General features: G+C 70.5%; 25 protein-coding genes and 1 pseudogene. 6 read left to right on the top strand and 20 right to left on the bottom strand.

Annotation, left to right across the window (positions count from 1 at the left end; all coding sequences use genetic code 11):
• Both DY157_RS01105 and DY157_RS01100 read right to left on the bottom strand, forming a co-directional pair.
• On the bottom strand, positions 1 to 1,098 hold the full coding sequence (locus DY157_RS01105) for a BMP family lipoprotein (protein WP_115726837.1): 1,098 nt from the start codon (positions 1,096 to 1,098) through the stop codon (positions 1 to 3).
• 172 nt (positions 1,099 to 1,270) lie between these two features.
• A complete protein-coding gene (locus DY157_RS01100) occupies positions 1,271 to 1,888 on the bottom strand; it encodes a hypothetical protein (protein ID WP_115726835.1) in 618 nt (205 codons plus the stop codon).
• A 331-nt stretch (positions 1,889 to 2,219) separates the two neighbouring features.
• Here DY157_RS01100 and DY157_RS11940 point away from each other — a divergent pair, with 331 nt between their 5' ends.
• Positions 2,220 to 2,564 carry a hypothetical protein gene (locus DY157_RS11940; protein ID WP_407923450.1) on the top strand — a complete coding sequence of 115 codons (345 nt, stop codon included), beginning with the start codon at positions 2,220 to 2,222 and terminating at the stop codon, positions 2,562 to 2,564.
• A 394-nt stretch (positions 2,565 to 2,958) separates the two neighbouring features.
• Here DY157_RS11940 and DY157_RS01090 read toward each other — a convergent pair.
• Together DY157_RS01090 and DY157_RS01085 are read right to left on the bottom strand one after the other, a co-directional pair.
• Positions 2,959 to 4,061 (bottom strand): annotated as a pseudogene (locus DY157_RS01090) (IS256 family transposase); the annotation flags it as partial.
• 216 nt (positions 4,062 to 4,277) lie between these two features.
• Positions 4,278 to 5,402 (bottom strand): GuaB3 family IMP dehydrogenase-related protein, encoded by a 1,125-nt coding sequence (locus DY157_RS01085; protein ID WP_115726834.1) that lies wholly within the window; start codon positions 5,400 to 5,402, stop codon positions 4,278 to 4,280.
• Between the two features lie 156 nt (positions 5,403 to 5,558).
• On the opposite strand from DY157_RS01085, the gene DY157_RS01080 reads away from it, so the two are divergent.
• On the top strand, positions 5,559 to 6,287 hold the full coding sequence (locus tag DY157_RS01080; protein WP_235827030.1) for an exonuclease domain-containing protein: 729 nt from the start codon (positions 5,559 to 5,561) through the stop codon (positions 6,285 to 6,287).
• Positions 6,288 to 6,338: 51 nt separating this feature from the next.
• Here DY157_RS01080 and DY157_RS01075 read toward each other — a convergent pair whose 3' ends face one another.
• From DY157_RS01075 to DY157_RS01060, 4 genes are all read right to left on the bottom strand, one after another.
• Positions 6,339 to 7,028, bottom strand: coding sequence for a transaldolase family protein (locus DY157_RS01075; protein ID WP_115726830.1), 690 nt, complete (start codon positions 7,026 to 7,028; stop codon positions 6,339 to 6,341).
• A 124-nt stretch (positions 7,029 to 7,152) separates the two neighbouring features.
• Positions 7,153 to 8,679, bottom strand: a complete 1,527-nt coding sequence (gene guaB / locus DY157_RS01070; protein WP_115726828.1) for an IMP dehydrogenase — start codon at positions 8,677 to 8,679, stop codon at positions 7,153 to 7,155.
• Between the two features lie 202 nt (positions 8,680 to 8,881).
• Positions 8,882 to 10,147, bottom strand: a complete 1,266-nt coding sequence (locus tag DY157_RS01065) for an AGE family epimerase/isomerase (RefSeq protein ID WP_115726826.1) — start codon at positions 10,145 to 10,147, stop codon at positions 8,882 to 8,884.
• 177 nt (positions 10,148 to 10,324) lie between these two features.
• Positions 10,325 to 11,251 (bottom strand): MerR family transcriptional regulator, encoded by a 927-nt coding sequence (locus DY157_RS01060; RefSeq protein WP_115726824.1) that lies wholly within the window; start codon positions 11,249 to 11,251, stop codon positions 10,325 to 10,327.
• Between the two features lie 398 nt (positions 11,252 to 11,649).
• Here DY157_RS01060 and DY157_RS01055 point away from each other — a divergent pair, with 398 nt between their 5' ends.
• From DY157_RS01055 to DY157_RS01045, 3 genes are all read left to right on the top strand, one after another.
• Positions 11,650 to 11,946: a WhiB family transcriptional regulator gene (locus DY157_RS01055; RefSeq protein ID WP_115726823.1), complete on the top strand. Its 297-nt coding sequence runs from the start codon at positions 11,650 to 11,652 to the stop codon at positions 11,944 to 11,946.
• A gap of 102 nt (positions 11,947 to 12,048) precedes the next feature.
• Positions 12,049 to 12,948: a DsbA family protein gene (locus tag DY157_RS01050; RefSeq protein WP_235827029.1), complete on the top strand. Its 900-nt coding sequence runs from the start codon at positions 12,049 to 12,051 to the stop codon at positions 12,946 to 12,948.
• Positions 12,945 to 13,823: a cytochrome c biogenesis CcdA family protein gene (locus DY157_RS01045; RefSeq protein ID WP_115726821.1), complete on the top strand. Its 879-nt coding sequence runs from the start codon at positions 12,945 to 12,947 to the stop codon at positions 13,821 to 13,823. Before DY157_RS01050 ends, DY157_RS01045 begins: the two co-directional genes overlap by 4 nt.
• Positions 13,824 to 14,526: 703 nt before the next feature.
• On the opposite strand, the gene groES is transcribed toward DY157_RS01045, so the two are convergent.
• Positions 14,527 to 14,823 (bottom strand): co-chaperone GroES, encoded by a 297-nt coding sequence (gene groES, locus DY157_RS01040; protein WP_115726820.1) that lies wholly within the window; start codon positions 14,821 to 14,823, stop codon positions 14,527 to 14,529.
• 262 nt (positions 14,824 to 15,085) lie between these two features.
• Here groES and DY157_RS01035 point away from each other — a divergent pair, with 262 nt between their 5' ends.
• The gene (locus DY157_RS01035; RefSeq protein ID WP_115726818.1) at positions 15,086 to 16,405 is read left to right on the top strand and encodes a class I SAM-dependent methyltransferase; all 1,320 of its coding nucleotides are present in this window, start codon (positions 15,086 to 15,088) and stop codon (positions 16,403 to 16,405) included.
• Here DY157_RS01035 and DY157_RS01030 read toward each other — a convergent pair.
• The 11 genes from DY157_RS01030 to alr form a co-directional block, all read right to left on the bottom strand.
• Positions 16,317 to 18,071 (bottom strand): hypothetical protein, encoded by a 1,755-nt coding sequence (locus DY157_RS01030; protein WP_115726817.1) that lies wholly within the window; start codon positions 18,069 to 18,071, stop codon positions 16,317 to 16,319. The genes DY157_RS01035 and DY157_RS01030 overlap by 89 nt on opposite strands.
• Positions 18,072 to 18,197: 126 nt before the next feature.
• The gene (tsaD, locus tag DY157_RS01025) at positions 18,198 to 19,250 is read right to left on the bottom strand and encodes a tRNA (adenosine(37)-N6)-threonylcarbamoyltransferase complex transferase subunit TsaD (RefSeq protein ID WP_115726816.1); all 1,053 of its coding nucleotides are present in this window, start codon (positions 19,248 to 19,250) and stop codon (positions 18,198 to 18,200) included.
• Between the two features lie 65 nt (positions 19,251 to 19,315).
• A complete protein-coding gene (locus DY157_RS01020; protein ID WP_115726814.1) occupies positions 19,316 to 19,570 on the bottom strand; it encodes a hypothetical protein in 255 nt (84 codons plus the stop codon).
• Between the two features lie 142 nt (positions 19,571 to 19,712).
• Positions 19,713 to 19,889: a hypothetical protein gene (locus DY157_RS11265; protein ID WP_160159386.1), complete on the bottom strand. Its 177-nt coding sequence runs from the start codon at positions 19,887 to 19,889 to the stop codon at positions 19,713 to 19,715.
• A gap of 111 nt (positions 19,890 to 20,000) precedes the next feature.
• Complete coding sequence (locus tag DY157_RS01015; protein ID WP_115726813.1) at positions 20,001 to 20,744, bottom strand: succinate dehydrogenase/fumarate reductase iron-sulfur subunit; 744 nt, start codon at positions 20,742 to 20,744, stop codon at positions 20,001 to 20,003.
• The gene (locus tag DY157_RS01010) at positions 20,741 to 22,720 is read right to left on the bottom strand and encodes a fumarate reductase/succinate dehydrogenase flavoprotein subunit (RefSeq protein WP_115726811.1); all 1,980 of its coding nucleotides are present in this window, start codon (positions 22,718 to 22,720) and stop codon (positions 20,741 to 20,743) included. The genes DY157_RS01015 and DY157_RS01010 overlap by 4 nt, the downstream gene beginning before the upstream one ends.
• A gap of 15 nt (positions 22,721 to 22,735) precedes the next feature.
• On the bottom strand, positions 22,736 to 23,437 hold the full coding sequence (locus DY157_RS01005; protein ID WP_115726809.1) for a succinate dehydrogenase cytochrome b subunit: 702 nt from the start codon (positions 23,435 to 23,437) through the stop codon (positions 22,736 to 22,738).
• A 190-nt stretch (positions 23,438 to 23,627) separates the two neighbouring features.
• The gene (gene rimI / locus DY157_RS01000) at positions 23,628 to 24,179 is read right to left on the bottom strand and encodes a ribosomal protein S18-alanine N-acetyltransferase (protein ID WP_235827028.1); all 552 of its coding nucleotides are present in this window, start codon (positions 24,177 to 24,179) and stop codon (positions 23,628 to 23,630) included.
• Entirely contained in the window at positions 24,176 to 24,871 is a 696-nt protein-coding gene (gene tsaB / locus DY157_RS00995; protein ID WP_115726808.1) for a tRNA (adenosine(37)-N6)-threonylcarbamoyltransferase complex dimerization subunit type 1 TsaB, read from the bottom strand. Before tsaB ends, rimI begins: the two co-directional genes overlap by 4 nt.
• Before the next feature lie 10 nt (positions 24,872 to 24,881).
• Entirely contained in the window at positions 24,882 to 25,463 is a 582-nt protein-coding gene (gene tsaE / locus DY157_RS00990) for a tRNA (adenosine(37)-N6)-threonylcarbamoyltransferase complex ATPase subunit type 1 TsaE (RefSeq protein WP_115726807.1), read from the bottom strand.
• On the bottom strand, positions 25,460 to 26,785 hold the full coding sequence (gene alr, locus DY157_RS00985) for an alanine racemase (RefSeq protein ID WP_115726805.1): 1,326 nt from the start codon (positions 26,783 to 26,785) through the stop codon (positions 25,460 to 25,462). Before alr ends, tsaE begins: the two co-directional genes overlap by 4 nt.

Raw genomic sequence — 26,785 nt, 5'->3', positions numbered from 1 at the left:
TCACTTCGGGGAGTTCTGCGACTCGACCTTGAGCTCGCCGCTCTTGATCTGGTCGGTCAGCTTGGTGACCTCGTCCTTGAGCTCCTGGGGAACCTGGGAGTCGAAGTCGTGGAACGGGGCGATGGAGACGCCGCCGTTCTCGAGGGTGCCGACGTAGGGATCGGCGGTGAACTTGCCGTCGACGGAGTCGGAGATCGCCTGCTCGACGGAGGCGCCGATCTGCTTCATCACCGAGGTGAGGACGATGGAGGAGTAGTCGGGGTTCGCCTCGTACCAGTCGGAGTCGACGCCGATGATGAGGGTCGAGCCGTTCTCCTTCGCGGCGGCGGCGGCGCCGAGGCCGACCGGGCCGGCGACCGGCATGATGATGTCGGCGCCCTGGTCGATGAACTGCTGGGCCTGCTGCTTGCCGAGCGACTGGTCGTCGAAGGACTGGGTGAAGGAGCCGTTCTGCGAGGCCTTGTCCCAGCCGAGGAGCTCGACGTTGGTGCCCTTCGCCTTGTTGTAGGCGGCGACGCCGTCGGCGAAGCCGTCCATGAAGACGGTGACGGACGGGATCGGCTTGCCGCCGAAGGTGGCGACCTTTCCGGTCTTCGTCATGCCCGCGGCGACGTAGCCGGCGAGGTAGGCGGCTTCGGCGGTATTGAAGAGGAGCGGGCGGGCGTTGTCGATCGTCACCGTGTTGAAGTCGGCGTCCGTGAAGGAGGAGTCGACGAGCGCGTAGTGGAGATCGGTGTTGTTCGTCGCGGAGTCGTGGAGCGCCTTCTCGAGGTTGAAGCCGACGCCGATGATGAGGTTGCAGCCGTCGTCGACCATGGCCTCGACGTTCGGGGTGAAGTCGGCGTCGGAGGAGGACTCGGCGGTGTTGATCGCGATGCCGAGCTTCTCCTTGGCGGCCTCGAGGCCGTTGTACGCGGACTCGTTGAAGGACCTGTCGTCCCAGCCGCCGGCGTCGGAGACGGCGCAGGCCTTGAAGTCGGAGGCGGCGGACGAGCCGGACTCGGACGAGGACGACGAGCTGCTCGAGCCGCTCGCGCATCCGGTGAGCGCGAGCGCGGCGACACCCGCGATCGCGAAGCACTTGGAGAGGGTCTTCATGGGGTTTCCTCCAGATTCGGTCGTTCGTCGTTGAACAGCGCTGTCGGCGCAGCCGTCGTCGGCACCGTTTCGTCTTCGGAGCCGCTCGCACTGGCCGGAACGTTTGTAAAACTCCGAATTGACGTGTGAGCAAATTCTGTGTTGTTGGACGGGAACTGTCAAGTCCCCCGGGTCAATCATGCAACGAGAGGGCGAGCCGCCCCGCCTCGTCGCGGAATCCCATCCGGCGGAAGTAGTCCGGATCGGAAACGGCTCCGACCTCGACGACGAGTCGCGAGGGGGCACAGGCGCGCACCTTCTCGTCGGCGTAGAGGACGGAACCGGGCTTGAGGTCGCGATGACGCTCTGTGACGAAGTCGACGAGGATCCATCCGTCGGCGCCGTCGGCGACCTGGGCGAAGAGGCCCGCGACCTCGTCCCCGCTCATCGTGAGGAATGCCGTCGCGTTCGAATCCTCGAGATCGGAGGCGCGGAAGGCCGGGAAGGCACCGCGAATGCCGTCGCCGTGGCGGGCGACGAAGTCGGCGACCGGCCCGGAGGCCGCATCGACGGGAACGACCCTGTACTCCCGCGCTCCCCCGCCGCGCAGGCGGATAAGCCAGTAGGCGTCGATGATCGTGATGACCGCGTTCATCGCCGCATAGGGCCAGATCCCGAAGACGACGTTGTAGATCGTCGCGATGAGCGAGCCGAGGAGGTTGAGCGTTCGGAATTTGCGGATCGAGGGGACGACGAGCGAGATGACGACGAGCGCCGATCCGGTCCAACCGATGATCTCCCACCAGGGCATGCATACTTCCTTCGATATCGAGGACGACGAGGCCGGGGCCGAGGATCGGATGAGTGGGCGGCATCGCCCGCTCGTCCGGCGCTCGTCGTCGAACATTGACATCCTGCAATGTCGGGAGTTGGCAACTGTAGCAAGGGTATGCGGGGTCGACTAGGGCCTTTATCTTTTCGCAATGTGAGCCGCCCAACAGGGAGCGCTCACCCCGGCAACGTGAGCGCGCACCGCGCCGTGCGCGGTGCGACTTTCGTCCCAGCACGAAGGACGCTGCCCCCGGCCGCGCCTTCACGCAACGGCGGACGCGCGCTCGACCGGCGATTCTGAGGCGCTCGGCGTGTCCGAGCGCGCGGCGCCCGGGGCGGCTGCGGGCCGCTCCCGGGCGCCGATCCATACGACTCGCGCGTCAGCGCTGCTTCGCCGCGAGCGCGACGGCGCTCGCGCCGAGGAGGAGGCCCGCGAACAGGAGGACGGATCCGCCATCGAAACCGGTTCGCGCGAGACCGCTCGCCTTCGTCGCTCCCGACGGGGTTCCGGTCGTGGACGCGGAGGGCGCATCGTCTCCTACGACTCCGACGCGATCGCGCAGATGGCCGGGTCCTCGGCCGCCGACCTGCGCCTCGCCGGGTGGGAGCACCCGCGCCCCGTCGTCCACCGCGACGACCTCGCCCCCCTCCTCTAACCACCGAGAGCATCACCTTTCTCCGCCGAAAGCATCACGTTGCTCCGTCGAGGGGATCGGCGGTTTCGGGCGCGCTGTCGGCGGCGTGTGCCTGATTCCGGTGTATGTGCCCGATACGGCTGAGGTTGGGGTCGGTTTCGGGCGCGTTGTCGGCGGCGTGTGCCTGATTCCGGTGTATGTGCCCGATACGGCTGAGGTTGGGGTCGGTTTCGGGCGCGTTGTCGGTGGCGTGTGCCCGATTCCGGTGTATGTGCCCGATACGGCTGAGGTTGGGGTCGGTTTCGGGCGCGTTGTCGGTGGCGTGTGCCCGATTCTGCCGAGAGCATCACGTTCGCGCGTCGAGGGGATGGGTCAAGTCCCTTTGAGTGGTGTCACTTCGTCTGCTGGGTGTGGGTCAGGCGGTGAGGTGGAGCTGGGGTTTGGTGGTGTCGTGGTGGTCGGTGAGGGTGTGGATGAGTTTGCGCATGGAGATGTCGGAGAAGTAGCGGCGTTCGCCGTACTGCCATTCTTCGTGTTGCTCGAGCAGGACGGCTCCGATGAGGCGGGTGACGCACTGGCGGTCGGGGAAGATCTGGACGACGTCGGCGCGGCGCTTGATCTCGCGGTTGAGCCGCTCGATGGGGTTGTTGGACCAGACCTTCTGCCAGTGCTCTCTGGGCAGGGCCGCGAAGGCCGTCAGGTCAGCCTCGGCGTCGGCGAGCATGTGGGCGATCTCGGGGAAGGAGCCGGTTAGGGAGTCTGTGACCGCCTGGTACTGGGCGGTGACGGCCTCGGGCGTGGTCTGGGCGAAGATTGTGGAGATCAGCGCGTTCACGGGCTTGGAGCGCGCCGACCCCAGGCGCTGGGTGACGTTGCGCGAGAAGTGCACACGGCACCGCTGCCCGGCCACTCCCGGCAGGATCGCCTTGACCGCGGCCTTCAGGCCGGCGTGGGAGTCGCTGGTGACCAGCGTGACCCCAGCGGGGTCCGCCGGCGAGGCGACCTTCAGGCCCCGCTCGCGCAGGGAGCGCAGGAAGCTTGTCCAGAAGTCGGTGGTTTCGGCGTCCCCCAGGCTGATCCCGAGGATCTCGCGGCGCCCCTGACCGGAGACGCCGGTGGCGACCACCAAGGCCTGGGAGACGACGCGGCCCCGCACCCTGACGTCGAGGTAGGTGGCGTCCAGGAACAGGTAGGGGAACCAGGTGTGGTCCAGGGGTCGGGTCAGGAACTGCGCGACGGTCTCGTCGATCTCGGTGCAGATCCGCCAGACCGTGGAGCGGGAGATGCCCGTGTCGTTGCCCAGGGCGCGCACCAGCTGGTCGACCTTGCGGGTGGACACGCCGTCGATCCAGGCAGTGGCAATTCAACGGCGTACAGGGCCTTGTCGACCCTCCTGCGCGGGGACAGCAGGGACGGGAAGAACGACCCCTCCCTCAGCTTGGGGATCGCCAGGTCCACCTCGCCGGCTGGAGTGGCCAGGGTCTTCGAGCGCGTCCCGTTGCGGCGGGTCGTGCGCTCCGGGGTGCGCTTTCGGCACGCCCAAGTCGGAATCAATGCGCGCATGATTACCGCGCACTTCCTACCATTAATAGGGTCACCCTTAGTGCGTCAACGGTACTGACGACTCGTCAGGAACGGGCTCCGCGACGACGGGGCGGAGACGAGGAGCGCCCGGCTGCGGCGACGAGCCGCGACCGGGCGCTCCTGGGCGATCCCGAGAAGGAGGTCAAGGACTCAGCTCGGCCGATACGGGCTGACGACGACCTCGACCTTCTGGAGGTCCTTCACCTCCGAGTAACCGGTCGACGCCATCGTGCGGCGCAGGGCGCCGACGAAGTTCAGCGAGCCGTCGGCCCGCGTCGAGGGGCCGTAGAGGATCTGCTCGAGAGTTCCCGAGGTGCCGACGCGAACCCGCTGGCCGCGCGGCATGTCGGGGTGGGTCGCCTCCGAGCCCCAGTGCCAGCCGCGGCCCGGCGCCTCCTCGGCGCGCGCGAGGGCCGCCCCGAGCATGACCGCGTCCGCGCCGCAGGCGATCGCGCGGGAGAGGTCGCCCGAGCGCCCGATCCCGCCATCGGCGATGACGTGGACGTACCGCCCGCCCGACTCGTCCATGTAGTCGCGCCGGGCGGCCGCCACGTCGGCGATCGCCGTCGCCATCGGCGCGTGAACGCCGAGCGACTGGCGGGTCGAATGGGCCGCTCCCCCTCCGAAGCCGACGAGGACTCCCGCGGCGCCGGTCCGCATGAGGTGGAGGGCCGCGGTGTCCGTGCAGACTCCGCCGACGATCACGGGGACGTCGAGCTCGTAGATGAAGCGCTTGAGGTTGAGGGGCTCGCGGCGGCTCGACACGTGCTCGGCCGACACCGTCGAGCCTCGGATGACGAAGAGGTCGACGCCGGCGTCGACGACGTAGCGCCAGTACTTCTGGGTGAGCTGCGGGGAGAGCTTGCCCGCGACGACGACCCCGGCCTCGCGGATCTGCTGAAGGCGCGCGGTGATGAGCGAGGGCTTGATCGGCTCGGAGTAGATCTGCTGGAGCCGGGCGATCGACTCGGATTCCGCGAGGCGCGAGATCTCCTCGAGGATCGGCTCGGGGTCCTCGTAGCGGGTCCACAGCCCGTTGAGGTCGAGGACGCCGATGCCGCCGAGCCTCCCGAAGGCGATCGCGGTGTCGGGGCTCATGACGGAGTCCATCGGCGCGGCCATGATCGGGATGTCGACGTGGTAGGCGTCGATCTGCCAGCCGACGTTGACGTCCTCGGGGTCGCGGGTGCGCCGCGAGGGCACGAGGGCGATGTCGTCGAGCGTGTAGGCGCGCCGGGCGCGCTTGCCCCGGCCGATTTCGACTTCGTTGCTCACAACGCGATCCTATCGACTCCCTCCCGCCGGGGACGGGCGTTCGCCCTCGTGACCTGGGAGGACGAGGGCGGGGCGCCGCGTCGGCGGAGGGGCGCGGGAGGGTCCGCGCGCGGGCCGAGGGACGCAGACGGGGGCGCCATGGCGCACACTGGGGGCATGAACGGAGCGCGGAACTGGACCGAGGTCCCCTGGCTGGGATTCGACACGGAGACGACGGGCGTCGACCCTTCGTCCGACAGGCTCGTCACCGCGGCGCTCGTCCTGCGCCTCGACGGCGCCGATCGGGGCCGTCCCGACCAGGTGCGGACCTGGCTCGCCGACCCGGGGGTGGAGATCCCCGCGCAGGCCGCCGCCGTCCACGGGATCACGACGGAGCGGGCGAGGGCGGAGGGCCAGCCGGTCGCGGAGGTCCTCGACGAGGTCGCAGGCGCTCTCGTCGAGCACTGGCGGCGCGGCTTCCCGGTCGTCGCATTCAACGCGTCCTACGACCTCACGCTCGTCGACGCGGAACTCGCCCGCCACGGGCTCGGCACCTTCGCCGAGCGGCTCGGACGGACGCCCGCGCCCGTTCTCGATCCGCTCGTGCTCGACCGCGCCCTCGACCGGTATCGCAAGGGGAAGAAGACGCTGACGGACATGGCGCCGGTCTACGGGGTCGACGCCTCGCCGAACGCGCACACCGCCGAGGTCGACGTCGCGATGACCCTCGACGTCCTCGCGGGGATCGCGCGCCGTTTCGACGCGCTCTCCGGCATGGACGCCGCGGCGCTCCACGCCTACCAGATCACAGCCCACCGGGACTGGGCGGAGGACTTCGAGGGCTTCTTGCGCCGCAAGGGCCGCAACGCGCATATCGACCCGTCCTGGCCGATGGCCTCGCGCTGACCCGAGGCGAGTCCGCTCCCCGTCATCGGATGCCCGGGGAGCGGAGCCGTCTCACTTCTCGTCGATGAGGTCCTTCCACGAGCGCTTCTTGCCGACGAGGATCTCGAAGTGGCGGTTCTGCTCGGCGATCGCGGCGTCGGTCGCCGGGTTCTTGATGAGCGCGGCGAGAACGTCGGGGGCCGCGGTGATCGCGCCGACGCCCTGGCGGACGAGCTCGAGGACCTGCTCGGAGTTCTTGAAGGAGGCGGCGAGAACGTCAGCCTCCATGCCGTAGGACTTAAGGGTCCGGTGAATCTCGGTGGCAACACGGACGCCGTCGATACCGTAGTTGTCCATGCGGTTGACGTAGGGGGCGACGTAGCGGGCGCCGGCCTTCGCGGCCATGAAGCCCTGCATGGACGAGTGAATGCCGGTGGCGGTGACCTGGATGCCCTCGGCGACGATCCGCGGGATCGCCTTGAAGCCCTCGCGGGTGACGGGGAGCTTGACGAAGAGCTCGCCGGCGAGTTCGCCGCGGAGCGCGCGGGCCTCCTCGACCATGTCGTCGGCGCGCTCGGAGACGATCTGGACGTGGAGCTGGGCGCCCTCGGGGAGGACGTCCTGGATGCGGTGGAGGACCTCGAGGGGCTCCTTGCCCTCGCGGTAGAGGATGGTCGGATTCGTCGTCACGCCGTCGACGGGGAGGTAGGTGAGGGTCTCGGCGATGGCCTCGACGTTCGCGTGGTCGATGAGAATGAGCATGTGCGCAGCGCCCTTTCGCGATATGCGGGAATTCGTTCCGACGGGTCCAGCTTATCGACGGCCCCGCCCGGGAGACTGGGACCCCCGTCGCAGCCCGGGGGCGCGGCGGGGGTCCCAGTGGGGCTCAGCGATTCGCCCCTGAGGAGTGGTAATTCGGAGCCTCGGACGTCATCTGGACGTCGTGCGGGTGCGACTCGCGCAGGCCCGCCGAGGTGATCCGCACGAAGCGGCCGTTCGCCTTGAGCGCCCCGATCGAAGAGGCGCCGAGGTAGAACATCGTCTGGTGGAGGCCGCCGACGAGCTGGTAGACGACGGAGGCGAGGGACCCCGTGTAGGGGACCTGGCCCTCGATGCCCTCGGGGACGATCTTGTCGTCGCTCGTGACGTCGGCCTGGAAGTAGCGGTCCTTCGAGTAGGACTTGCGCCCGCGCGAGCTCATCGCTCCGAGCGAGCCCATGCCCCGGTAACGCTTGAACTGCTTGCCGTTCGTGAAGACGACCTCGCCCGGGGACTCCTCGCAGCCGGCGAGCAGGGAGCCGAGCATGACGGTGTCGGCGCCGGCGACGAGCGCCTTGCCGATGTCGCCGGAGTACTGGAGGCCGCCGTCGGCGATGAGCGGGACGTTCGCCGGGCCGCAGGCCTTCGCGGCGAGGGCGATCGCGGTGATCTGGGGGACGCCGACGCCGGCGACGACGCGGGTCGTGCAGATGGAGCCCGGGCCGACGCCGACCTTGACGGCGTCGACGCCCGCGTCGATGAGCGCCTGGGCGCCCTCGGTCGTCGCGACGTTGCCGCCGACGACCTCGACGCCCGCGAACGCGGGGTCGGTCTTGATGCGACGGATCATCTCGAGGGCGAGCTTCGCGCCGCCGTTCGCGGTGTCGACGACGAGGACGTCGACGCCCGCCTCGGCGAGGGCGGTGGCCCGCTCCCAGGTGTCGCCCCAGTAGCCGACCGCGGCGCCGACGACGAGGCGTCCGCGCTCGTCCTTCGTCGCGTTCGGGTACTGCTCGGTCTTGACGAAGTCCTTCACCGTGATAAGGCCGGTAAGGCGGTCGGACTCGTCGACGATCGGGAGCTTCTCGACGCGATGCTCGGCGAGGAGGGCCTTCGCGTCCTCGCGGGAGATGCCGACGCCGCCGACGACGAGCCGCTCGCGCGGGGTCATGCAGTCGCGGACCGTGAGGCGGCCCCAGTCGGACTGAGGGACGAAGCGGAGGTCGCGGTTCGTGATGATGCCGAGGAGCAGGCCGTCCTCGGACACGACGGGCAGGCCGGAGACGCGGTAGTGGCCGCAGAGCTCGTCGAGCTGCTCGATCGTCGCGTCGGGGCCGACGGTGACCGGGTCCTCGACCATGCCGGATTCGGAGCGCTTGACGAGGCGGACCTGCTGGGCCTGCTCCTCGATCGAGAGGTTGCGGTGGAGGATGCCGATGCCGCCCTGGCGGGCCATGGCGATCGCCATGCGCGCCTCGGTGACGGTATCCATGGCGGCCGACAGGAGCGGGACGCGGAGCGCGATCTTCTTCGTGAGCCGCGAGGTCGTGTCGACTGTGGAGGGGACGACGTCGGTGAGCTCGGGGAGCAGGAGGACGTCGTCGTAGGTGAGACCGGTGAGACCGAAGGGGTCGGAAGTGGTGAAGTCGCCCATATGCCGAGTGTAGGCGGCTCCTCCGTCCCGACGGACCCGAGGTCCGCCCGGCGGCCCCGGGCGTGGGGAGTCTCACGCGAGAGATGCCCGGCGGGCGCGAACGGATTCCCGCCCCTCCCGCTCCCCTGTCGTCGGCCTCGCCCCCGCCCTCGTCGATCGACGAGGGCGCGGCGGCGCGCCTGATCGCGGGAGGCGGACGGCCTCAGGCGTCCCGCCGGTCGGCCGCGAGCGCGGCCGCGAACCCCGGGGCGAGTCCGATGCGCGGAAGGAGGAGCATCTGGGCGACGTGGTAGGCGTCGGGCTTGCCGCCCCACACGGTCGTCGAGGGGGCCCCGTCCTCGTCGACCTCGTGGATCCAGCGGCCCGGCCCCTCGTGGAGGTACTGGTCGGCCCAGGCCACGTAGCGGGCGAAGCGCTCGGACTGAACGGCGACCCCGTCCTCGTCCCCGGCGTCGTCGAGGGTCTTCCCGAGCGCGAGCGCGGCGTTGACGGCCTCGCAGGCGACCCAGTGCATGCGCGTGGGGACGACCGTCCGTCCGTCGAAGTCGGTCGTGTAGACGATGCCTCCGGCATGGCCGGTGTCCCATCCGTCGATATCGGCGCGGTCGACGAGGGCGCCGGCGACCTCGACCATCCATGGGCCGGGGCGGTCGTCGATCGCGAGGAGGGAGGCGCGGCCGTGGAGGATGAGGCGCGCCCATTCGAATCCGTGTCCGGGGGTCGCGCCGTAGGGGCGGAAGGGGTCGGCCGGATTGTCGGAGAACATGTCGGGCCTCGGCTCCCAGTCGGCCGAGAAGTGCTCGGGGAGGCGCCATCCGAAGCGGGCGCCGAGGTCGGCGACGAAGCGCATGATTTCGCGGGCGCGGGCGAGCCAGATGCGGTTCCCCGTCGCGTCGAAGGCGGCGAGGTAGGCCTCGACGGTGTGCATGTTGGCGTTGAGGCCGCGGTAGTCCTCGCATTCGGTCCAGTCCCGGTTCCACGAGTTGCGGACGCGCCCGTGGGAGGGCTCCCACCAGTGGGCGTCCTGATCGGCGAGGGCCTCGTCGAGGAGGGCGCCCGCGCGCTCATGGCCGGCGAGCATCGCGGCGGCTGTGGCGAGGACGACGAAGGCGTGGGAGTAGGCCTCCTTGCGGACGCCCTCGACGGGGGCGGCGTCGGCCTCGAAGCCGTCAACGGCGGAGAACCAGCCCCCGAACTCGTCGTCGTGGAAGGGGCCGGACAGTGCGTCGAGGCCGTGCTCGACGAGGTCGGCGGCGCCCTCGATCCCGCGCATCTGCGCGAGGGTGAAGACGTAGGTCATCCGGCAGGAGATCCACAGCTCGACGGGCTTGGAGTCGTCGAGGGCGCCGGCGGCGTCGAGGGAGCCGAAGCCGGAGGGGACCGCGGACGCCGAGGCGAAGTCGACGAGGGCGCGGAAGTCCTCGTCGAAGGCGGCGAGGAGGGCGGTGTCGTTCCACGGGGTGTTCATGTCGGCTCCCAGATGCGTCGTCGCGAATGGTTCTTGACCGTTCAACGGTAGCACCGGGAGGGCCGCCGACCTGCGCGCTCGGGCGCGGATTCGCCGGAGGCTCCGGGGCTCCCGCGCCGGGAGCGCGGGCCCGACCCGGCGGGCGCGGCGGCCGTCCGGGGAACGATACCGCCCGGGTCAGCCGCCGATGGCGACGAGGTCGACGCCGGGGGCGAGGAGCGCGAGGGCCTCCTCGACGCAGGCCGCGGGCGTGCGGACGCGCAGGACCCGGCCGTCGACGACGGGCGGAGCGTCGGCGCCGACGAGGAGGACGTCCGTCTCGCAGTCGTCGGCGATGAAGGCGATGAACTTCTCGCAGCTCGTCCCCGTCCCCATGACGATGGCGAGGTCGATGGGCCGGCGGGCGATGTGCGCGCGGAAGCGCTCCGAGCCGGTCTGCCCGTCGATCGAGCCGGTGGCGACGATGCGGGCGTCGACGCCGTACCAGCGCAGGGCGACGCCGACGACATGGGCGGCGAGCTCGTGGGCGACGTCGGTGAGGACGATGACGGACGCGAGGGCGGAGCCGCGCGCGGGGCTCTGGTCGGCGATCCGGGCGAGGATCTCGAGGAAGGCGCCCTGGAGGACGGCCGAGGGCGCGCACCCCGGCAGCTGTCCGAGGTCGTCGGCGCGCAGACGGTCGAGCGCGGGGCTGACGAGCCGGGACCACGTGTGGACGAGGCCTTCCTCCTCGATGGCGGCGCCGAGCACGTCGCGCAGGCCCGCCGGGCCCGCCGAACACGACGAGTCGACGAGGTCCTGCACGCAGTGGGGGGCGGCGACCTCGGCGGGGGCCTCGACGGGGTCGGCGAGGGCGAGGACGGAGGCGGCCGCATCCGCCGGGGACACGCCCTGGTGGACGAGTTCGACCATGCGGGTGAGGCGGGCGACGTCGGCGGGGAGGTAGCGGCGATGGGCTCCGGCTCTGCGGTCCCCGGGCCCGAGGCCGTAGCGCCGTTCCCAAGTCCTCAGGGTCGAGGGCGAAATGCCGAGCCGCACGGAGACGGCGGTGACGGTGAGGGGCGCCTCGAAGGGGGCGCCGGCGCCGACGTGGGCTCTGGGCACGTCCGCCCTCCTTCCGTTCCCCGTTCGCTCCGCAGGCCGGCGCCCGCGGAGGATTCGTCGTCTGTGTTCGGACTCGGACGCGTCGGGCGAACCGGGTCTTCGCCGAATTGTCGCGGTTCTTGACCGCGTTCGCAGGGCGCGGCGCGCCCTTGAGGACGATTCTCGCCCGCGCCGCGCGCGCCCGCCACTCGAAGCGACGTAAGGAACTCGGCGCGACTTGTTCACAGACTGTTCACCGAAGTTTACCGATTCCCCAGCCTTTTCCCAGGTTCGACGCCTTTCCTGAGATTCCACTCGGAATTCTTGAACGGGTCTTGAACAACTTGCGCACAATAAACTATCCTGGCTGAGGCCGCACGGGGACGGACCCCGATACCGGCCGCGATTGAGAGGTACCCATGACCGACGTCTCACGTCTCCCCGGCCCGATGATCGACGCCTGGGACTGGCAGTACGACGGCGCGTGCCGCGACCTCGACACCGAGCTCTTCTTCCACCCCGAGGGCGAGCGCGGCTCGGCGCGCCGTCGCCGCGCCGCGAACGCCAAGGCGATCTGCGCGACCTGCCCCGTCATCGACCAGTGCCGCGAGTACGCGCTGGCCGCCCAGGAGCCCTACGGCATCTGGGGCGGGATGACCGAGGAGGAGCGCCGCGAGGAGATCCGCTCGACGTCGAGGACCCGTCGGGCGTCCTGACCCGGCACCGCACTGCTTCGCAAGGGGCGCCGCGCATCGCGCGGCGCCCCTTCGCCGTCTCTGAGACACTGGAGAGACCCGTCGTCCACGCAGGAGTTCCCCGTGTCGCAACCGCTTCGCCCTCAGTCGCCCGAGATCCCGGCCCGCCCCGAGGGAGCCGCTCGCCCCGGGGACGCGTCGATCCCCCCGTCGAGCGCGCCGAAGGCGCGGAGGGCCCGATCCCCGCTGACGGCGCTCCTCCTGCTCCTCGTCGCCGCCCTCGTCCTCACGACCGGGGTTCTCGTCGCCGATCGTCATCGATTGACTGCGGAGTTCGCCGGCGCCCAGTCGGCGCTCGAGGCGGCCCGCGCCGCCCAGTCGACGGCGCAGGCGGAGGCGCAGGCCGCAGCCGGCTCGACGGCGTCCGGCGAGGGCGCGCCCTCGGAGACGAACCCGGGCCTTCTCGAGGTCATCCGCAAGCAGGCCCGCCGCGATCCCGCCGATGCCCAGGCCCAGGGCGCGGTCGACGCGCCCGTCGTCATGGTCCTCTACTCGGACTTCGCCTGCCCCTACTGCACCCTCTTCGCCAAGCAGGTCGAGCCGGGCCTCGCCGACCTCGTGAAGGACGGAACCCTGCGGATCGAGTGGCGCGATCTCGCGCAGATCACGCCGACCTCGCCGCTCGCCGCCCAGGCGGGCCGCGCCGCCGCGGCCCAGGGGCGCTTCTGGGAGTTCCACGACGCCGTTTACGCCGCGGCCGGGGACGGCGAGCACCCCGAGTACACCGAGGACAACCTCACGGAGTTCGCGAAGGCCGCGGGCGTCCCCGACCTCGACGCGTTCCGTCTGGCGATGACCTCCGCCGAGACGGAGAAGGCGGTGACCGACGCGAAGACGGAGGCCTACAACCTCGGCATCACCGGGACGCCGTTCATGTTCATCGGCGAGGCCTACATCTCCGGCTACCGCGACCTCAAGTTCGTCCGAGCCACCGTCGAATCGCAGGCCGAGGCGCTGAAGTGACGCTCGCCCCGCTCGCCGCGCTCCTCGGCGGGGCGCTCACACTCCTCGCCCCGTGCTCGGTGATGATCCTCCCGGCGTTCTTCGCCTACGCCTTCCAGTCGCGTTCGGCGCTCATCGGACGCACGCTCCTCTTCTGGGCGGGCCTTCTCGTCTCGCTCGTCCCGCTCGGCGTCCTCGCCGGCGCCGCGGGAGCGGTCCTCCGCGACCACCTCGGACTCCTCACGAGGATCTGCGCGCTCCTCGTCATCGCCCTCGGCGTCGTCGAGATCCTCGCCCTCGAGCTTCCCTCATTCCGGCGGACGCGCGCGGGCGTCGGCGCCCGCGCCGAACGGGATCGCACCCATCCGGCGTCGATCCTCCTCCTCGGCATCGCCTACGGGTTCGCCGGGATCGGGTGCGCGGGCCCGATCCTCGGAGCGGTCCTCGTCGCCGCGGGCGTCGGCGGCGATCCGGCGTCGGGCGCGCTTCTCATGGTCCTCTACGCGACGGGCATGGCCCTGCCGCTCGGGCTCCTCGCGGCACTGTGGCGCGGTGCCCGCCTCGCAGAGCGCGCGTGGCTGCGCCCTCGTCCGGCGACGGTGCTCGGACGGGCGACGACGTGGACGAACATCGTGTCGGGCGCGCTCCTCGTCGGGCTCGGCGCTCTCCTCCTCGTCTCGGCGAACAATCCGCTCGGCGGCCTCGTCCCCTCGGCGCTCCTCGCCTCCTGGGAGGAGTCGCTCATGGGCTGGGCGGCCCTCGTCCCCGCTTGGGCGCTCCTCGTCGCCCTCCTCGCGATCGCCGGCGCCGCCTGGTACGCCTGGCCCCGCCGCATCGACGAGGGCGTCCGCCCCGACGGCGGCGCCCTCCCCGACGGCGGCGCCCCTGCGAGCTGACCCCACCCCACCGAGAGCATTACCTTCGCGCGCCGAAAGCATCACCTTGCCTCAGCGAGGGGATCTCGCCCTTCTCGCTCGGATCGGCGGGCTCATGCGAGGCGATCACCGAAGTCGCAGCCCTCGACCGAGGCGGGGGTTCAGAGATCCCCTCGATGCGCGAACGTGGTGCTTTCGGCGAAGGTCGGCGGCACGGAAGGCGACGAGGGCGAGCGGCGCCCCGATTCTGGGCGCGACGCTACCTGGATCGCACACTCGACGCCACACCCCACCCGCCACGCACGCCGAGACGGCGATCCAAGTCACGCAGGCCGCCGATTCCGCGCGCCGGACAACCCGGATCGCACACTCGACGACCCTCTCCACCCACCACGCACGCCGACACGGCGATCCAAGTCACGCAGGCCGCCGATTCCGCGCGCCGGACAACCCGGATCGCACACTCGACGCCACACCCCATCCACCACGCACGCCGACACGGCGATCCAAGTCATGCGAGGCATCGGCAACCGACTACACCCCAACCCGTGAGGAGCCAGAGATCCCCTCGATGCGCGAACGTGATGCTTTCGGCGAAGGTCGGCGGCGCGGAAGGCGACGAGGGCGAGCGACACCCCGACAGACGAGGGCGAGGCAGCACGCGAAAGGGCCGGCGTCCGAGGACGCCGGCCCTTCGAGCCGAATGGGGCGAAGGCCCCCGCGCTCAGCGCTCGACGATCGCGAGGACGTCGCGGGCGGAGAGGATCTGGTACTCCTGGCCCTCGTACTTGACCTCGGTGCCGCCGTAGCGGGAGAAGATCACGGTGTCGCCGACCTTGACGTCGACCGGAACGCGGTTGCCGTTGTCGTCGACGCGGCCGGGGCCGACGGCGAGGACCTCGCCCTCCTGCGGCTTCTCCTTGGCGTTGTCCGGGATGACGAGGCCGGACGCGGTGGTCCGCTCGGCCTCGACCTGGCGGATGACGATGCGGTCCTCGAGGGGCTTGATGGAGATCGACACTGTCGCTCCCTTTCTCTGAAGAAGAACTGGTCGTCCCTCGCCCGCCGTCGCGGGGGTCGGGTGAGGAACCCGATCGCGGCCGGGGCCGCGCTTCACGCACGAGCATAGGCGCGCGTTGGCACTCGAGCAAGCCGAGTGCCAGACCGCGAGGACGCTTTCTTGCGCCGCCCGCCGGGCCCTTCGGCGAGTCCGTCCTCCCCGAGCGCCGACGCGTCCCTGCTCCCCCCCCCCGCCGACGGGCGCCGCATGGAAGAATCCTCCCGTGCCGTCCTCTCTCGCCCCGCTCCTCGCTCCCGAGGGCCGCGCGCTCCTCGAGCGCCTCGCCGAGCGCGAGGCGGAGCTCGCCGCCGACCCGCTCGCCGCAGGGGAAGCCCTGAGACGCGAGGGCGTGGAACCCGCCCTCGCCGCGGCCGCCCTCGCCCAGGTCGACTTGCGCCGACGCGGGCGCGCGAAGTTCGGCGACGACGCCGACTCGATGCTCTTCACCCGCGACGGCCTCGAGCAGGCGACGCGCGCGATCGTCTCGCGCCGCCGCGCGGAGCGATTCCTCGCGGCGGGGACGACGAGGATCGCCGACCTCGGGTGCGGCATCGGCTCGGACTCGATCGCGCTCGCGCGCGCGGGCCTCGGCGTCCTCGCCGTCGACCTCGACGAGGACGCGGCGACCGCCGCCTCGGAGAACCTCTCCTCCTATCCGCGAGCGCGCGTCGAGCGCGCGAACGCCCTCGACCTCGACATCGCCGCCCTCGCCGCGGACGGGGTCGACGCTCTCTTCGCCGACCCCGCGCGCCGCACGGGCTCCTCCAAGGGCGGCAGGCGCGTCCTCGATCCGGAGTCCTGGTCCCCTCCCCTCTCCACCGTCCTCGGCTGGCGCCAGACGATCCCCGCGGTCGGCGTCAAGGTCGCCCCCGGCATCGCCCACGCGGACCTCCCCGCGGACGCCCGCGTCGAATGGACGAGCGTCGACGGCGACCTCCTCGAGGCGGCGATCTGGACGGGTCCGCTCGCCCTGGAGGGCCCGGGCCGCTCGGCCGTCGTCGTGCGCGACGACGCGATCGAGGTCCTCTCCGAGGACGGCCCCGCGAACGCCCCGGTCCGCACCGCGGCGACCGGCCCGATCGGCGCCTTCCTCGCCGAGCCCGATGACGCGGTCATCCGCTCCGGCCTCGTCGCCCTCCTCGCCGAGCGGCACGACGCGCGCCTCGTCGACGCTCGGATCGCCTACCTCACCGCGGACGCCGCCGCGCCCTCGCCCTTCCTCGCATGGTTCGGGGTCGAGTCGGTGGTCGCCCTCAAGCCGAAGGCGATCGCTGCGGAGCTGAGGCGCCTCGGAGTCGGCCGCGTCGAGGTGAAGAAGCGGGGCGCCGACATCGACCCCGCGGCGCTGCGCGCCGCCCTCAAGCTCGACCCCGCTGCCGAGGGCGCGGCGGTCGTCCTCGCGACGCGGATCGACGGACGTCACCGCGCCGTCATCGCCCGACGGCGAGCTTCGATCAATGGGGTGCCGGGTCACGCGTCGGCCGTCCGCCGCCGATTGTCGAGCGCACCCGGGCAACCGTCAGGACGAGTGTCAGGCAGATGAGCAACGTCATGAGGGTCGTGACGATCCTCCAGTCGTTGATGAGCGTCACCATCGAGATGAATCCGAGGAAGAGAACGAGCATGAGCTCACGGAGTTCGTTGACGATCTTGGGCCCTCTGGAGGGCCTCACGCGGACAGGAACAAGCAGGTGCTCGGAGTGATTGAGCCGTACGCGTGCATCGTGGTCGAGGAGGATCGGCATGATATCCGGATGCACGCCCAGTCCTCGTCGGGCGCTCGAATAGAGCCCTCGGGCGGATCTTTGGATCGCCTCCCGTCGGTTGAGGACATCGTCCGTCATCTCGACGAGTCGTAGCCGGATCTCCGGGACCGTCCCGTCCGGGCTCGGGGCACCTTCGATGACGACTCGGTCGCCGCCGGAGATGCCGAGCATCGTGAGAGCGAGTGGCGGGGCCAAAGCGACGTCTGTTTCCATGTTGGTGTGGTCGGCGACTTGCGCACGCAGCAGCAGGTACCGGCGACCGCAGATGAAGTCGGCGATGGCGGTTCTTCTGAGCCGAGCTGGCTCAATTCGCACGTATTCGCCGTTCGCCACTCCGAGTCCATCTCGCAGCGTTTGGTCCAGTTCGATGGTCCCTGGGGATGCCGCAATCCCATGAGCGACGTGCGCGACTACGGGGAATACACCGGCTTCATGTGCGCCAAAGCCCTCTCCGCCGGGCTCGGCGCGCAGAGCGACGACGTCGGAGGCAGCGATGCTCCCGAGCGGAAGAACAACTGAGGGGCCACCGCGCCGATCGATCCCGAATCGGGTAGGGGTGACGCGATAGTGCTCCCCACTGTCCGGGGGGTCGCCGAAGTCCGATGCAATCTCCTCGTACCGAAGGGCATGCCCGGTGAGCTCCTCGCCTCTAATGTCGGCGGGATGGACCCTTCCCGCGTCGCGCAGGTTCGCGATGAGGCAGTGCTGATTGCGTTCCTCGGTGAGCCACGCGGCATTGGCGGCAGCGTCGCCGCCGGCTTCGGTTGGCAGGATTCCGTCTGTCCGTAAGGAATTGAGGAGCGCCGTCTGGCCGGGTACGAGGGAGAGCGGCTTCCCGGCAGCGTCAAGAAGATATCCGCAGTCGGCGTCGAAGATGTAGTAGGCGTCGGGGCGCTCGGCGATCTGCGACCCCGTACGCAACCCGGCCTTGGGCTCGCCGAGGATCTCCAGGGGGTAGTCGCGGGCGGACACGAGTCGGCAGGTATATCCCGGTTCTGTGCTGGTGAGCGCTGCGAATTGATCACCGGTAAGGAGCGAAGCCCAGACCTCGGAAGAATTTCCCGGTGCCGAGAACGGCGTGGCGGCGATGTATCCTCGCGGCGCGACGGAGGCGAAGTAGCCGATTCCCATTCCGTGGATGCGCGCGCGGATTATCGGGATGAGATGCGCGCCGCCAGGATTGCGCCGATTCATCTTGTTGATCATGACGGACGGAGAAGCGTTCGATCCAAGGGCGACGACGAGGATCCTCTGGTCCGCCCATTCCTCGTTGGCGATCTTGCAGACCGTGTCGAAGGAGTCGATTTGGCCGTCGAGCCCGCAAATCTTGAGATAGTTGAGCCTCCGTCCGGGAATCACCGTTGCGGAGCGCACCGTTGACTCGCCGCGGGCGCCGAGGTCGACGAGGCAAGACTCCTCGGGCGCGGCCCAGGGGTACTCCATCGGATTGTTGTCCGATTCAATAGCGCGCGGCAACATACGGCGAGCATAGCCGCTGGGAGCTTCGAGTTCGCGGTCGACTGCGCGCTGAGACCTCGTCGCGATCGACGAGGCCGGGGCCGCGCGTCCTCAGCGCGGGAGCATCGAGGTCTGCGTGAGGGGCATGCCCGAATCCGGGGAGAAGTCCCAGTCGGACGGGGCGACGCCCGCGGCGACGAGCTCGGAGCCCATCGCGGCGATCTGCGCGCCGTTGTCGGTGCAGAAGCGGAGCGGGGGGAGGCGGACGGCGACGCCGGCCGCAGCGGCCCGCTCGGCGAGGAGGGCGCGCAGGCGCGAGTTCGCGGAGAAGCCGCCGCCGACGACGATCGTGTCGCACCCGGTGTCGAGGGCCGCGCGGACGGCCTTCGAGGTGAGGGAGTCGTTCACCGCCTCGGAGAACCCGGCGCAGACGTCCTCGGCGCTCACCTGCTCGCCGCGGGCCGCCGCGCCCTCGATATACCTGGCGACGGCGGTCTTGAGGCCGGAGAAGGAGAAGTCGTACTTGTGGCGCTCCTTGTCCTTGCCGGCGGCGAGGCCGCGCGGGAAGCGGATCGCGTCGACGTTGCCCGCCTGGGAGAGGCGGTCGACGTGCGGGCCGCCGGGGTACGGGAGGTCGAGGAGGCGCCCGACCTTGTCGAAGGCCTCGCCCGCGGCGTCGTCGAGGGTGCCGCCGAGTTCGCGGACGTCGGTCGCGAGGTTCTCGACGAGGAGGATGTTCGAGTGCCCGCCGGAGACGACGAGTCCGATGAAGCGCTCGGGCAGCGGCCCCTCGGCGAGCTTGTCGACGGCGAGGTGGCCGATGACGTGGTTGACGCCGTAGAGGGGTGTGCCGGTCGCCGAGGCGAGGGCCTTCGCCGCGCAGATGCCGACGGTGAGCGAGCCGACGAGGCCCGGTCCCGCGGCGACGGCGATCGCGTCGACGTCGGAGAGCTCGACGCCGGCTTCGGCGAGGGCCGTGTCGAGGGTCGGGAGGAAGGATTCGAGGTGGGCGCGCGAGGCGATCTCGGGGATGATGCCGCCGTAGCGGGCGTACTGGTCCATCGAGGTCGCGGTGCGGTCGACGAGGAGCTCGCATCCGCGCACGAGGCCGACGCCGGTCTCATCGCAGGTCGATTCGATGCCGAGGACGAGGGGTTCAGTCACGCCCCCCAGTGTAGGTCCGCGGCGCGTTCGGCTCCCGGCGCGTTCCGGCGCGACCGGTCACACGCCTACTCCTGCGGGTCGGTGTCCTTCGAGCGGATGTTCGCGACGTACATGGCGACGCCGGCGACTCCGAGGGCGAGGAGCGACCAGGGGAAGGCCTTGTCGGCGATGGGCTTGAGGGAGTCGGGGCCGAACATCACGCCGCCGAGGAGGAGCAGGGAGAGGATCGCGAAGACGATCATCGCGCCGATCCCGATGGTCGAGGCCACCCAGTAGCGCCGCGTGCGCGTGTTCGGGCCGGTGGTGTCGTACTTCGTCATGCGTCCTCGCCTCCGTACGTCGTGGTGGCCCCATCCTATCGCCGCGCGCCCCAAGCGAATCGCGCCCGACGTGGCGGTTCTTCGGCGGCGCCCCGGGTCGCCGGACCGACCGGAGAGCTCCCGAGCGCGGGCGGGAGGAGGCTCAGACGCTCGGCGACGCCCCGGGGCCCAAGGGAGCCGCGCACGAGGAGCAGAAGCGGGCGTCCTCGGTCTCGAGGAAGCCGCACTTCGGGCAGCGCACCCGGATCTCCGGTCCCCGATTGCCGAGGGCGGAGGCGGCGTCCTTGAGAAGGGGGACTTCCTCCAGCGTCTGCTGCATCTGGGCGCCCTTCGCGCACGACGATCCGCGCTCCCGTGGCGCGTACCGCCAAATGCGCGGGACCCCCGGCCGCGTGCGCGGCCGGGGGTCCCGGATGGCCGATTCGGCGGATCAGACGCCCTTGAGGGTCGCCTTGCCGAGCTGGCGGTTGAGGGTCGCGATGACGTCGAGCGGGATCTGCTTGGGGCAGACCGCCGCGCACTCGCCGATGTTCGTGCAGGTACCGAAGCCCTCTTCGTCCATCTGGTTGAGCATGTTGACAACGCGCTTGTAGTTCTCCGGCTTGCCCTGCGGGAGGAGCTGGAGGTGCGTGACCTTCGCCGAGGTGAAGAGCATCGCCGACGCGTTCGGGCACGCCGCCACGCAGGCTCCGCAGCCGATGCAGGCCGCCGCCTCGAAGGCGCGGTCCGCGTCCTGCTTCGGGACCGGGGTGGCGTGGGCGTCGGGGGCGGCGCCCGTATTCACCGAGATGTAGCCGCCGGCCTGGATGATCCGGTCGAGGGCGGAGCGGTTGACGACGAGGTCCTTGATGACCGGGAACGCGTCCGCGCGCCACGGCTCGATCGTGATGACGTCGCCGTCGTGGAAGGTGCGCATGTGCAGCTGGCAGGTCGTCGTGACCTCCGGCCCGTGGGCGATGCCGTTGATGACGATGCCGCACTGGCCGCAGATGCCCTCTCGGCAGTCGGAGTCGAACGCGATCGGCTCCTCGCCGCGGGCGAAGAGGTCCTCGTTGAGGATGTCGAGCATCTCGAGGAACGACGACCCCTCCGAGATCCCCTTCACCTGGTACTCGTGCATCGCGCCGCGGTCCTCGGGACCGTTCTGGCGCCAGATCTTCAGTGTGAGGTTCACTTGTAGCTCCGCTGCTTCAGCTCGATGTTGGTGTAAATGAGGTCCTCCTTGTGGAGGATCGGCGGCTCACCCTCGCCGGCCCACTCCCACGCGGCGACGTACAGGTACTTGTCGTCGTGGCGGAGGGCCTCACCCTCGGGGGTCTGCGATTCGGCGCGGAAGTGGCCGCCGCAGGACTCCTCGCGGTGGAGGGCGTCGATGCACATGAGCTCGCCGAGCTCCATGAAGTCGGCGACGCGGCCGGCCTTCTCGAGCGACTGGTTGAGCTCGCCGATCGACTTGCCGGGGACGCGGACGTTCTTCCAGTAGTCCTTGCGGAGTTCGCGGATGAGTCCGATCGCCTTCTTCAGGCCCTCCTCGGTGCGCTCCATGCCGCAGTACTCCCACATGATGTGGCCGAGCTCCTTGTGGAAGGAGTCGACGGAGCGGGAGCCGTTGATCGACATGAGCGTGTCGATGCGGGACTGCGCGCTGGCGAGCGCCTCGGCGACGTCCGGGGAGGACTCGTCGAGCTTCGGCAGGTTGAAGCACTTCGACAGGTAGTCGTTGATCGTGTTCGGCAGGACGAAGTAGCCGTCCGACAGGCCCTGCATGAGCGCCGAGGCGCCCAGGCGGTTCGCGCCGTGGTCGGAGAAGTTCGCCTCGCCGGCGACGTACAGGCCCGGGAGGTTCGACTCGAGGTCGTAGTCGACCCACAGTCCGCCCATCGTGTAGTGGACGGCCGGGTAGATGCGCATCGGCACCTCGTACGGGTTGTCGCCGGTGATGCGCTCGTACATGTCGAAGAGGTTGCCGTACTTCGCGGAGACGGCGGCCTTGCCCATGCGCCCGATCGCCTCGGCGAAGTCGAGGTAGACGCCGCGGGCGACGCCGTTGATCTTCGGGCCGACGCCGCGGCCCTCGTCGCACATGTTCTTCGCCTGGCGGCTCGCGATGTCGCGGGGCACGAGGTTGCCGAACGAGGGGTAGATGCGCTCGAGGTAGTAGTCGCGGTCCTCCTCGGGGATCTCGCGCGGATCCTTCGAGCAGTCCTCGGCCTTCTTCGGCACCCAGATGCGGCCGTCGTTGCGGAGCGACTCGGACATGAGGGTGAGCTTCGACTGCTGATCGCCGTGCTGCGGGATACAGGTCGGGTGGATCTGCGTGAAGCAGGGGTTGCCGAAGTAGGCGCCCTTGCGGTGCGCGCGCCAGATGGCGGTCGCGTTGCAGCCCATGGCGTTCGTCGAGAGGAAGAAGACGTTGCCGTAGCCGCCGGTCGCGAGGACGACGGCGTCGGCGACGTAGGTCTCGAGTTCGCCGGTCGCCATGTTGCGGGCGATGATGCCGCGGGCGCGCCCGTCGGACACGATGAGCTCGACCATCTCGTGGCGCGAGTGCTCCTTGACGGTGCCCGCCGCGACCTGGCGCTCGAGCGCCTGGTAGGCGCCGATGAGGAGCTGCTGCCCGGTCTGGCCGCGCGCGTAGAAGGTGCGGGAGACCTGGACGCCGCCGAAGGAGCGGTTGTCGAGGAGGCCGCCGTACTCGCGGGCGAAGGGGACGCCCTGGGCGACGCACTGGTCGATGATGTTCGCGCTGACCTCGGCGAGGCGGTAGACGTTCGTCTCGCGGGCGCGGTAGTCGCCGCCCTTGACCGTGTCGTAGAAGAGGCGGTAGACGGAGTCGTTGTCGTTGCGGTAGTTCTTCGCCGCGTTGATGCCGCCCTGGGCGGCGATCGAGTGGGCTCGGCGGGCCGAGTCCTGGTAGAAGAACACGTCGACGTTGTAGCCCATCTCGCCGAGCGAGGCTGCGGCCGCGCCGCCGGCGAGGCCGGTGCCGACGATGATGACGCGCAGCTTGCGGCGGTTCGCGGGGTTGACGAGGGCCGCGGAGAACTTGCGCTGCTCCCAGCACTGGGAGATCGGGACGTCGAGGGGCGCCTTGGTGTCGGCGATCTTCTCGCCCTCGCGGTAGAGGCCCTGGATGAGGGTGTCACTCATTGTTTTCGACCTTCCTCAGGAGATGAATCCGGCGGCGATGGCGAGCGGCGGAGCCATGAACATCACGAAGATGATCGCGCCGACGATGCCGGAGAGGACGAGCATGAACTTCCGCGTCCCGGGGCGCACCCAGCCGAGGGTCTGGAACATCGACCAGAAGCCGTGCGACACGTGGAGGCAGGCGAGGCCGACGAACAGGGCGTAGACGATGACGAGGAGCGGCGACTGGAACGACGCGACCATGCGCTCGTACGGCGTGGAGTCGGCGGTGAAGCCGGTCTTCACGGTACCGGTCGTGAAGTGCAGGATGTGGAAGATGAAGATGAGGAGGATGAGGACGCCCGACATGCGCATGGTGCGCGCGGCGTAGGAGTCGGTGACCGACTTCTTCACGACGTAGCGGCTCGTGCGGGCCCTGCGCGAACGCTTCCAGGTGTAGGCCGCCGCGAACAGGTGGATGACGAGCATGAGGATCATCGCGGCGCGGAAGACCCAGATGAATCCGCCGTGCGGGAAGATCGGCACGAACGCCTCGTTCTTCAGCCAGTGGGCGTAGTTGTCGTACGCCTCCTGTCCGAGGAACATCTTGAGGTTGCCGTAGGAGTGGAAGAGGAGGAAGAAGACGAACACGAAGCCCGAGATGGCCATCAGCTGCTTCACGAACACGCTGGTGGTCCACGCACGGCGCCTCTTCGTCGCGACGTTTGTTGTGGCCATGTTGCACAGCTTATGCGCGAGGACTTCCGGCCCTCTGGGACTCAGGACCGAGGACCCTGGCCCGTTTCGGGACGCGGTGTCGTTTTCCGCGTGATCGCGCGATTTCCCGCGAATGCGACGCGCGCCACGAATGTCCTCCCCGATCCGCTTCGAGAGCCCCGCCGAGGTGCGCGCGCAGATGTTTTCACCATCACATGTTTGCGGATTTCGCGGAACCGTCCGACGGCGCCGTTCCGCACCGATCGACGAGGCCGGCGCGCATCGCGATCGCGTCCTCGGTCGGGCGGCGGAAGTACCGGCGGATCCGCCCGACCTCGACGAATCCGGCGCGCTCGTAGAGGCGTCGGGCGGGCCCGTTCGATTCGCGCACCTCGAGGAAGCAGGCGGACGCCCCGCGCGCGGCGGCGAGGTCGAGGAGGCGCTCGAGGATCGCGGCCCCGAGGCCCCGCCCGCGCGATTCGGGCACGACGCCGATCGTCATGATGTCGGCGCCCTCGCCGACGATCCTCACTCCCCCGTATCCGCACACCGCACCGGCCTCGTCGATCCCGGATCCGGGCGGCGCGGCGGCGTCGCCTTCGAGCGCGAGGAGGTAGACGGAGTAGGCGGAGGCGAGTTCCTCGCGGATCATCGCGGCGGTCCACGGATCCTCGGGGAAAAGCGTCTCCTCGAGGGCGAGGAGCGTCGCCGCGTCGCCGGGTCCGGCGGGGATGAGACGGATCCCGGCGGGCGAGAGCGTCACATGCGCTCCATGGGCTGCCCTTGAATCTCCGGGCGGCGCAGGTAGAGGGGCTCGGTGCCGAGGACGGACTCCTCGCCGCGGGCGAGGCGGGCGTCGACGATGCGCGTGAGGATCGCGGGGTCGAGTTCGACCTCGGGGCCGCGCGGGACCTGCGCGAGGACCTGCTCGGAGTGCGCGGGCGCGGGTCCGGCGGACACGAGGAGCGCGTCGATGTCGCGCATCGAGTTGACGAGGGTCTGCGCGGTTCCGACCTCGAGGCGGTCGACGAGGCGCACGTCGTCGGGGCCCTCGGCGACGAAGTGGCCCCAGTAGAGCTCCTTGCGGCGCGCGTCGGAGATCGCGACGACGTGCGCGTCGGGGGCGAGGAGGTCGAGGGCGGCGCGGGCGACGAGGTCGAGGCTCGAGGCGCCGTAGACGGGGACGGAGCAGGCGCGCGCGAGGACGCGCGCGGAGACGAGTCCGGCGCGCAGGCCCGTGAAGGGGGCGGGGCCGGTGCCGACGAGGACGCGGTCGAGTCCGGCGACGTCCGCCTGCGCGGGCAGGCCGGCGGCCTCGAGGGCCTCGCGGACGAAGACGGTGATCGACTCGGCGTGGTGGCGCGAGGAGTCGTTGCGGGCGCGTCCGAGGACCTCGCCGTCGCGCACGACGGCGACGACGGTGGCGGCGGAGGTGTCGAGGGTCAGATCAGTCACGGTGCGGATCCTACTCGGGGTCGGCGTCGGCGCCCTGCGCGGCGGAGTCGTACTGCCGGGCGAGTTCGGCGGCACGTGCGAGGACCGGCTCGAGGACGCCGTCCCAGCGCGAGCCGTGGGGGTGGAGTTCGAGGACGCGCGCTCCGTCGTCCATGGTTTCGAGGTCGACGGCCCCGTCCTCGTGGGCGATGTCGCCGCCGGTGGCGCGCACGACGTCGATCTCGAGACGCTCGTCGGACATCGCCTCGGTCTTGCCCTCGCCCCATTCGACGACGGTGACGGAGCCGGCGAGCGAGGAGTCGAGGTCGAGGGTCTCGAGGTCCTCGAGGTCGCGGATCCGGTAGGCGTCGGCGTGGATGAGGTCCGGTCCGCCGTGGGTGCTCGGGTGGACGCGGGCGACGATGAAGGTCGGAGAGGCGACGCGGCCGCGCACGCCCATCCCCTCGCCGATGCCCTGAGTGAGTGTCGTCTTGCCGGCGCCGAGGCCGCCACGCAGCATGACGAGGTCGCCGGCCTTCAGGACCTCGCCGAGCGCGCGCCCGAGGGCGCGGGTCTCGTCGGCCGAGGAGGTCGGCATGGACAGTGCGGTCATCGCAGGGTCTCCTTCGAGGGGTCGTCGTTCGCGGCTGCGTCGTCGAGAGGGGCGCCGGCGGAATCGTCCCCGGTGTCGGGCCGCGTCCGCGCCGCGGGCAGGTGCGTACGGGGGATCCGCTCCCCCAGTCGCGAGACGACCTCGTAGTTGATCGTCCCCGCCTTCGCCGCCCACTCGTCGGCGAGCGGCGCGCCCGCCGCGGGATCGCCGAAGAGGACCGCGAGGTCGCCGACGCGGGCGGGCGGCTCGGGCGTCCGGGCCGTCGGTGTGCCGGGCTCGGCGTCGGCGGGCCCGAGGTCGATGATGAACTGGTCCATGCAGATCCGCCCGACGACGCTCGTGCGGATCGGCCCCTCGGGGGAATCGACGAGGACGGGGGCGCCGTTCGATCCGGCGCGGAGGATCCCGTCGGCGTAGCCGAGAGGAACGAGCCCGAGCCAGCGGCGCGAGGGCGTCCGCCAGGTGCCGCCGTAGGAGGCGGGGACGTCGGCCTCGACGACCTTCACCGAGGTGAGGGGCGCCTGCAGGGTCATCGCCGGGCGAAGGCCGAGCTCGGCGGCGGTCGCGACCGACGGGTCGGGGCTGAGGCCGTACATGCCGATGCCGGCGCGGACCATGTCGAAGTGGGCCTCGGGGTGCCAGAGGATCCCGGAGGTCGCCGACAGGTGACGGATCCGAGGGGTGACGCCGGCGGCCGCGAGGACCTCGAGACCGCGGGTGAAGATCTCGACGTGGGAGGCGGTCGAGGCGTTGCCCTCGGGGCTCGGGTCGTCGCCGCGCGAGAGGTGGCTCCAGACGCCGACGACCTCGACGAGGCCCGCGTCGGAGGCCGTGCGGACGGCGGCGGCGAGGGCGGGCAGGTCGGCCGGGGTCGATCCAGCGCGCGACATTCCGGTGTCGATCTTCACGTGGATACGGGCGCGGATCCCCGTCTCGCGCGCGGCGGCGCAGATCTCGGCGAGCACCCAGGTCCAGGAGACCGACAGGTCGATGCCGGCGCGCAGGGCCTCGCCCCAGTCGGCACCGCTCGGGGCGATCCACGCGAGGATCGGGGCGGCCTCGCGAGTGATACCGGCGGCGTCGAGTCCGGCGCGCAGTTCGAGGGCCTCGGCGAGCTGCGCGACGCCGAGCCATTCGGATCCGGCCTCGAGCGCGGTGAGGGCGACGGGGAGGATGCCGTGGCCGTAGGCGTCCGCCTTGACGACCGCCATCTGCAGGGAGCGCGGAGCTGCGGCGCGCAGGACCGCGAGGTTGTCGGCGATCGCGCCGAGGTCGACGATCGCGCGTCCCGGATAGGCCGAGGGGGTGTGGACGGAGGGCAT

The organism is Actinomyces culturomici, from assembly GCF_900499005.1.
GTDB lineage: Bacteria > Actinomycetota > Actinomycetes > Actinomycetales > Actinomycetaceae > Pauljensenia > Pauljensenia culturomici.
Note: the sequence above shows the minus strand (reverse complement) of the source record. Positions and strands in the feature narration are given on the sequence as shown.

Excerpts from the sequence above, each read along its gene's own strand:
- DY157_RS01055 (WP_115726823.1), top strand. The coding sequence starts at position 11,650 with ATGACCGACGTCTCACGTCTCCCCGGCCCGATGATCGACGCCTGGGAC.
- DY157_RS01105 (WP_115726837.1), bottom strand. The coding sequence starts at position 1,098 with ATGAAGACCCTCTCCAAGTGCTTCGCGATCGCGGGTGTCGCCGCGCTC.
- DY157_RS11265 (WP_160159386.1), bottom strand. The coding sequence starts at position 19,889 with ATGCAGCAGACGCTGGAGGAAGTCCCCCTTCTCAAGGACGCCGCCTCC.
- tsaE (WP_115726807.1), bottom strand. The coding sequence starts at position 25,463 with ATGACCGCACTGTCCATGCCGACCTCCTCGGCCGACGAGACCCGCGCC.
- DY157_RS01075 (WP_115726830.1), bottom strand. The coding sequence starts at position 7,028 with ATGCTCATTCTCATCGACCACGCGAACGTCGAGGCCATCGCCGAGACC.
- DY157_RS01100 (WP_115726835.1), bottom strand. The coding sequence starts at position 1,888 with ATGCCCTGGTGGGAGATCATCGGTTGGACCGGATCGGCGCTCGTCGTC.
- DY157_RS01065 (WP_115726826.1), bottom strand. The coding sequence starts at position 10,147 with ATGAACACCCCGTGGAACGACACCGCCCTCCTCGCCGCCTTCGACGAG.
- DY157_RS01005 (WP_115726809.1), bottom strand. The coding sequence starts at position 23,437 with ATGGCCACAACAAACGTCGCGACGAAGAGGCGCCGTGCGTGGACCACC.
- DY157_RS01020 (WP_115726814.1), bottom strand. The coding sequence starts at position 19,570 with ATGACGAAGTACGACACCACCGGCCCGAACACGCGCACGCGGCGCTAC.
- guaB (WP_115726828.1), bottom strand. The coding sequence starts at position 8,679 with ATGGGCGACTTCACCACTTCCGACCCCTTCGGTCTCACCGGTCTCACC.
- DY157_RS01030 (WP_115726817.1), bottom strand. The coding sequence starts at position 18,071 with ATGGAGTACCCCTGGGCCGCGCCCGAGGAGTCTTGCCTCGTCGACCTC.
- DY157_RS01010 (WP_115726811.1), bottom strand. The coding sequence starts at position 22,720 with ATGAGTGACACCCTCATCCAGGGCCTCTACCGCGAGGGCGAGAAGATC.
- alr (WP_115726805.1), bottom strand. The coding sequence starts at position 26,785 with ATGCCCTCCGTCCACACCCCCTCGGCCTATCCGGGACGCGCGATCGTC.
- DY157_RS01080 (WP_235827030.1), top strand. The coding sequence starts at position 5,559 with ATGAACGGAGCGCGGAACTGGACCGAGGTCCCCTGGCTGGGATTCGAC.